A 6,705-nucleotide genomic window follows, 5' to 3' on the forward strand; every position below is an offset into this window, starting at 1 on the left:
CCAGTCCGGGGTATAAATCATAATTGGCACTGGCTTTTCAAGCACCCTGTTGAGTTCTCAAAGAACAACCACACACCGCCCGGAAACCCCCCGAAGAGGACCCCCGACCCGGGGCATATTCACTCTGTCCTGACCGCCGCTTTCCGCGCCGGGCACTTTTACTACGCTACCCGCCGATATCCGCCGTGTCAAACCGCTCTGTCGCGATCCACACCACTTCCACCACAATTACGGGCACCACAAGTCGACCGACTCTCGCCGCTCGTCTCCGTGGAATTCAGCAGGCCGGCCGCTGCGGTCTCCCGCACGCTCGCCCGGTTCCCTACCGGCGATGAACCATACCCGGTCGGCTCCGCCCCACCAAATCGACCCTCAGGCCGATCCGGGGCACCGCCCGGTCCAAGCTCACATGGGACTCAACCCATCCGACCCCGGAGTCATTCCCGCACCCCCACCGGCCTTCGCAAGCCCCAGGGGAGCCGGTCCAGGACCGTACCGGATGACAACCCGGCCGACCCCCGAACCATTCCCACGCTCCGGCCTCCCAGGCATTTCGCCTGTTTCGTCCGTTCCGCGCTGGCAGAGAGAAAGTTACGCGCCCGGCGAGTTGATCGTCAAATTGGCGGCGTGCGTCCCCCGTCACATCGGCGCCGTCAGCGGGTTCCGTTGCTCCCCCCGATCCCGGGCGGCCGGTCCTGGCAGAAACCAGGCCCTGCCCTTGCGACCTGGCAACGGCTCAGTCGAGGCCGAGGCCCCGTCGGCCGGTGCTGTTGAGGCTTTCGGCCGGAAAGCGGTCGGGCCAGCTGCGCTCGTAGTGCTCCTCGGGAAAGTCGGCGGGGCTGGACCCGGTGTGGAAGGCCTCCCGGACGCTGGCCGCGTAGCCCTCGTTGCGCGGGCACCAGGGCGCGGCGGGGATGTACATGACGTTGCCCCAACCCTGCTGGTCCTGCACCGGCGCCACGCTGTGGATCATGTCGCAGTGCCACCAGACGGAGTCGCCGGCCCGGACGTCGGGGATGCCGACGAGGGCCCGCATCAGCAGCGGGTGCCAGGTCTGGTTGGCGGGGAAGACCTGGTTGACCGTCACCCCGCACATGTCGTCCTCGGGCACGTCGGCCAGGAGCGGCCGGAGCATCAGGTACGCCATGGCCCCGGGGATCGGCACGGTGTGCAGCACCCCCTGGTCGTGGTCCATGTCGGACAGCGCGGTCCAGCCCTGGAAGGTGCGGAAGGCGGAGCACATGGTGGTGCCGGGGTACTGCGCCCCGGCGGTGCGGTGGGCGGCGTCCCAGGGGTCGTACTGCTCGACGGTGCCGTCGAAGAGGTGGCGGAAGGTCTGCTGGTACGCCTCGGTCATCCACAGGTCGAGGGTGCCGGGGTCGAGGTGGGTGCCGAGGCCCTGGGAGTCCGCGCCCGGCGGCCGGCGGCGGATCCGGTCGGGGTAGAGCGAGTCGCGGTCCGGGTCGAACCACCGCACGCCCTCGGACTCGTGCTTCCACTGGCTGTTGAGGAACGCCTGCACCCGGGCCATCCGGTCGCTCTGGCGGGCCTGCATCTGCGCCGGCGACCAGTAGATCGGGTAGATCTCGGGCTTGGAACCCACGCTGCCGAAGAAGTCGTCGCCGGGGCCGCGGTAGGCGTCGAAGAACCGGTTGCCCTCCACGTAGTCGACGATGTCGCGGTCCCAGCCGAGGGCCTGCTCCCGGTCGAAGTGTCCGCGCACGACGAGGCAGCCCCGCCGGCGCACCGCCCGCAGGGTCGCGGTCGACACCGTGCCGGCCTCGATGTCGGCGTACTCGATGACCGGCCAGACCGGCTCGCCGCGGTCGCGCGCCGCGACGATCTCGTCGACCTCCGCCTGGATCCGCTGCTCGACGACGGCGAACACCTCCTCGACCGTCCGGCCGGAGGCCTCGATGCGGGCGCGCAGCGCCGCCTTGATCTCCCGGATCGCGCCGGGCAGATCGGTCGGGGTCGACTCCCAGTGCGGCAGCGGCGGGAGCGGGGCGGTGGTGAGGGCGGGTTGGGCGGTCACGGCAGGACTCCTTCTAGTTAAGGCTCCTTCTTTGAAAAGACTGTAGGCGGCGGGACGCTTTCTAGGCAAGACTCCTGACTAGAATCGTGGCGTGACCGCCGCCAAGCCCTCGCTGGAGCTGCTCCGTTCGCTGACCGACGAGCACGTGCTCCGCGAGTTGATGCAGGCCAGGCGCCTGACCCGGGCCGACCTGGCGGCCCGCAGCGGCCTGTCCAAGCCGACGGTGGGCGAGAGCGTGCGCCGGCTGACCGAGGCGGGGCTGGTCGTGGACACGGGAGAACGGACCCCCGGCGGACGCGGCCGGGGGCGCGTCGGCTCGTACTACGCGCTCGCCGACACGGTCGGCACCGCACTGGTGATCGGCATCGCGCCCGACGGGGTGGTGGCCGAGTGCGTCGACGCCTACGGAGACACCCTGACCCGGACGCACCACGAGATCAGCCGCCCGGCCCGGCCCGAGCAGGTCACGGCCGCACTGCGGACCGCCGCCACGCAGGCCCAGCGGAGCACGGGACGGGCCACCCGACTGGCGGTCGTCAGCGCCGCCGACCCGGTGCAGCGCACCACCGGCCGGCTGGTCCGGCTCCCCGACGCGCCGTTCCTGCTCGGCGAACTGGACCCGGTCGACGTGCTCGCGCCGCAGGTCCAGGGGCCGGTCGTCGTCGACAACGACGTCAACTGGGCGGCACAGGCCGAGCGCGACATCGAACCGGCCGACCTGACCGACTTCGCGTACCTCTTCCTCGGCGAGGGACTGGGCTGCGCGGTGGTCAGCGACGGCCAGGTACGCCGGGGGCACGCCGGCCTCGCCGGCGAGATCGCCCACCTGATCACCATCGGCCCGGACGGTCGGGCGACCCGGTTCATCGAGGTGTTCGGTGACCTGGGGCTGCGCCGGCCCGGCAGCACGGCGATCGACGTCGACCGGCTCCGCGAGCTGGCCGACGCGTCGTCGGCCGCCCGGGAGGCGATCGGAGCGGCGGTGAGCGGGGTCCTCGCCGCCATCGTCGCGCTCACCGACCCGCAGGTGGTCGTCCTCGGCGGGCCGTGGGGTCCGGCGGTCCTCGACGCCGTCACCGCCGCCTTCGGCCGCCTGCCCCGGCACGTCGACCTCCGCGCGGCCCGACTGACCAGGGAACCGTCACTGACCGGCGCGCGCACCGACGCCCTCGCCCGACTCCGCTCCGCCATCATCGCGGCCCCTCGGCGAACACCAGCCTGACCTGGCCGCCGAACCCGCACCCCACCCAAAGGACGAGCACCGTCGCCGACCGGACGACGGTCCGACCGAGGCGCAGCACTGCCGGTGCGGGAGCCACCCGCACCGGAGGCCGTGCCGCCAAGGGGCCAGCGGCGGAACAGGGGCCCCTCACCGCGTCCCGATCACCGGGGCGGGCCTATTGTCCGGGGCCGGACGACGGTAGCGTTGCGCCACATCATGGCCCGTGGGCGTCCATCCGCGTGGCGTTCACACAGTACGGAGGGTGCGGCATGTCCAACGGCGAGGAGCCGTTCGCGCTGCGTGACGACGCGGCCGGACGGCCGCATTTCGAGACCGCCCTGCGCGGGTACGACAAGCGGCAGGTGGACCGGTACATCGAGCAGACCGACGGTCAGCTCGCGACGCTGTCGACCGAGCGGGACCAGGCGGCGAGCCAGGTGCACGGCCTCACCACGCACATCCAGCGCCTCCAGGCGGAGCTGACCGAGCTGCGGCAGCGCCCCGCCCAGGTCGACCGGGCGTCCTTCCGCGACCTGGGCCCAATGGTGGACCAGATCCTGGCGCTGGCCGAGAAGCAGGCCGGGGTGATCACCGAGACGGCGACGCAGCGGGCGACCAGCCTGCAGGCCGAGGCCGAGAAGGTGCTGACCGAGGCGCGGGAGCGGACCGTCCAGTCACTGCGGGACCTCGACGAGGAACTGTCCGCGCGCCAGGCCGAGCAGGACAGGGTGTACGAGGAGCGCCGGTCGGCGGCCGAGCGGGAGCTGGCCGAGATCCACGAGCGGGCCGAGAAGCTGCGGGCGGAGGGTGAGGCCGCGCACGAGCGCGCCCAGCAGGAGGCGAAGCGGATCAGCGAACAGACCGCCAAGCAGATCACCCAGACCCGGACGGCGGCGGAGGCGCTGACCAAGGCGGCCCGTACCCAGATCCAGCAGGAGATCCAGGCGGCGCGGGCACAGAGCCAGCAGGAGCTGGCCCAGTGGCAGGCCACCGCCGAGAAGGAGATCGCCGAGCGGCGGGCCGCCGCCGAGCAGGAGCTGGCCGAGCACCGGGCGGCGGCCGAGCAGGAGCTGACCAACCAGCACAGCGCCGCGGAACAGCAGATGCAGGCGCTGATCGCCGAGGCGCAGCAGTACGCCACCGAGGTGCGCCAGCGTGCCGACGAGCAGATGGCGGCGCAGCAGGAGCAGCTCACGGCGGTGCAGGAGGAGATCGCGGAGCGGCAGCAGGCGCTGACGCAGGTGAGCGAGGAGTTGGAGACCGCCCGGCAGCAGCTCGCCGAGATCCAACAGGAGGGCGACACCACCGAGCGGGACCTCGTGCAGACGCAGCGCCGGCTGGAGGAGACCCGCCGCAGCCTGGCCGCCGAGACCCGGCGGCTGGAGGAGGCGCGACAGGCGGCCGAGTCGGTCGAGCGGCACGCCAAGGACGTCCGGGCACGGGTGCAGCGGGAGGCGAAGCGGGTCGCGGACCTGGCGGCCGCCGCGGTGATGGCGGCGGCGGCCGGTGGCGGGGAGACCGCCGAGTACCCGATGCTGGCCGTCCGTCCCGGCAGGGAGCGGTCGGCGAACGGGACGCCGGAGGAGCCGGAGACCGAGCAGCCGGCCGTCGAACCGCCGGTGACGGTGCGGCCGGCGGCCGAGCGGCCGGCCCCCGAGCCGTACGTGCCGCCGGCGGCGCACCGGCCCGAGGTGGTCCCGAGCAGTTGAGCGGTGGCGCGCCGGCGGTCGCGCCGGTCAGGGCAGGACGACGTTCTTGCCCCGGGCGTGGCCGCCGCGCAGGTGCCGGATCGCGTCGGCCGCCTCGGCCAGCGGCCAGCTCCGGTCGAGGACGGGCCGGAGCCGGCCGGCGTCGACCAGCGCGGTGAGGGCGTCGAGGTTCTCGCTGCTCTCCTTGGCCACCAGGGGGATCAGCCGCTGGCCGACCAGCGGGGAGAGCAGCAGCGCGCGCAGCTGCCGGTCGAAGCCCTGCAGCAGCTTGCCGGTGGCGGCCTCGCCGCCGACGAGGACCAGCGTGCCGGTCGGGGTGAGGGCGCGGCGCAGGTGGGTCAGGGTGCGGTTGCCGGCGGTGTCGACGATGACGTCGTATCGCACGCCCCGGTCGGTGATGTCCTCTCGGGTGTGGTCGATGACGTCGGTCGCGCCGAGGGACGTCACGAGGTCGGATTTGCTGGGTCCGCAGACGCCGGTGACGTGGGCGCCGGCCGCCGTGGCGAGCTGCACGGCGTACGAGCCGACGCCGCCGCCGGCACCGATGACGAGCACCCGCTGGTCGGGGCGGACCGTCGCGGCGTCCCGGACGGCGGTGAGCGCCGTCTGGCCGGAGACCGGGATGGCGGCGGCCTCGGCGAAGGTGAGCGCGGCGGGCTTGCGGGCGAGCTTGTGCTGCGGCGCGAGGGCGTACTCGGCGTAGCTGCCGGCGCCGGTGCCGTAGACCTCGTCGCCGGGGGCGAAGCGGGTGACGTGGCGGCCGACGGCCTCGACGACGCCGGCGAGGTCCATGCCGGGGACGCGGTGGCGGGGGCGGCGCAGCCCGTAGCCGAGACGGACCGGGTACGGCAGGCCGGTCATCAGGTGCCAGACGCCGGGGTCGACGCCGGCGGCGTGGACCCGGACGAGCACGTCGTCGTCGCCGACCCGCGGCGGGTCGATGTCCCGCAGTTCCCACACGTCTGCGGAGCCGTAGCGGTCCTGGACGATGGCTTTCACAAGTCCTCCTGGGGGTACTGGAACACGTCGGTGACGGGGACGTCGAACACGGCGGCGATCTGGAAGGCCATCTCCAGCGACGGCGAGTAGCGGCCCTGCTCGATGGCGATGACGGTCTGCCGGGTCACGCCGACGCGGCGGGCCAGTTCGGCCTGGGTCAGGTCGCCGTGCGCGGCGCGCAGGGCGCGGATGGAGTTGGTGATCCGGGTCGGTCTCACCACGACTGGAAGCCCCGCCGGTAGGCGACGATCTTGGCGGTGGAGCCGACCACGGCGGAGAGCACGAAGCACAGGTAGATGACGTTGGCGATCCAGAAGTGGTCCCAGCGGACCAGTGCCATGCCGAGCGCGGCGACCCCGCCGACGACCACGAACGACTGGCCGATGTGCTCGCCGGTGCGGTGGATCTCCCGGTCGCGCTGGTCGGACTGGTTGGCGCCCTCGGGCGAGACGATCGAGATGACGATGTGCAGGAGGATCGACGCCACGATGGCGCCGCCGATGCTCCAGAGCAGGGCCCCGGCGTACGACACGTCGGGCAAGGGCACGCCGTCGGCGCGGCCGAGGACGATGGCCGCGTACGTGGCGTAGGCGACGACCGCGACCACGGCCATCATCCAGGCGCGTTTTTCCTCGAAGGCCACGGACCCTCCCGGGGGTGTAAAGAATTTTTGACACCCGAACGGTATGCCCTGCCGGGCAGGCGTGTCAAGAATTCTTTACACGGCGGGAACCGGGCCC

At 72.5% G+C, this 6,705-nt stretch carries 6 protein-coding genes; 2 read left to right on the top strand and 4 right to left on the bottom strand.

Annotated features, from left to right (window positions below; all coding sequences use genetic code 11):
- Positions 1-736: 736 nt before the first annotated feature.
- The gene (locus ACTMS9_RS27750) at positions 737-2,035 is read right to left on the bottom strand and encodes a DUF1479 domain-containing protein (RefSeq protein ID WP_441166380.1); all 1,299 of its coding nucleotides are present in this window, start codon (positions 2,033-2,035) and stop codon (positions 737-739) included.
- Between the two features lie 91 nt (positions 2,036-2,126).
- Between ACTMS9_RS27750 and ACTMS9_RS27755 the strand changes: the two genes are divergently transcribed.
- Both ACTMS9_RS27755 and ACTMS9_RS27760 read left to right on the top strand, forming a co-directional pair.
- Complete coding sequence (locus tag ACTMS9_RS27755; RefSeq protein WP_441166381.1) at positions 2,127-3,257, top strand: ROK family transcriptional regulator; 1,131 nt, start codon at positions 2,127-2,129, stop codon at positions 3,255-3,257.
- A gap of 269 nt (positions 3,258-3,526) precedes the next feature.
- Entirely contained in the window at positions 3,527-4,966 is a 1,440-nt protein-coding gene (locus ACTMS9_RS27760) for a DivIVA domain-containing protein (RefSeq protein WP_441148578.1), read from the top strand.
- Between the two features lie 27 nt (positions 4,967-4,993).
- Here ACTMS9_RS27760 and ACTMS9_RS27765 read toward each other — a convergent pair whose 3' ends face one another.
- From ACTMS9_RS27765 to ACTMS9_RS27775, 3 genes are read right to left on the bottom strand one after another with little or no spacing between them, the layout of a single operon-like run.
- Positions 4,994-5,965, bottom strand: a complete 972-nt coding sequence (locus tag ACTMS9_RS27765; protein ID WP_441148579.1) for an NAD(P)-dependent alcohol dehydrogenase — start codon at positions 5,963-5,965, stop codon at positions 4,994-4,996.
- Complete coding sequence (locus tag ACTMS9_RS27770) at positions 5,962-6,186, bottom strand: helix-turn-helix transcriptional regulator (RefSeq protein ID WP_441148580.1); 225 nt, start codon at positions 6,184-6,186, stop codon at positions 5,962-5,964. Before ACTMS9_RS27770 ends, ACTMS9_RS27765 begins: the two co-directional genes overlap by 4 nt.
- Entirely contained in the window at positions 6,180-6,608 is a 429-nt protein-coding gene (locus ACTMS9_RS27775) for a hypothetical protein (protein WP_441148581.1), read from the bottom strand. The genes ACTMS9_RS27770 and ACTMS9_RS27775 overlap by 7 nt, the downstream gene beginning before the upstream one ends.
- Positions 6,609-6,705: the final 97 nt, after the last annotated feature.

The organism is Micromonospora sp. L31 (genome assembly GCF_052068075.1).
Lineage (GTDB): Bacteria > Actinomycetota > Actinomycetes > Mycobacteriales > Micromonosporaceae > Micromonospora > Micromonospora purpureochromogenes.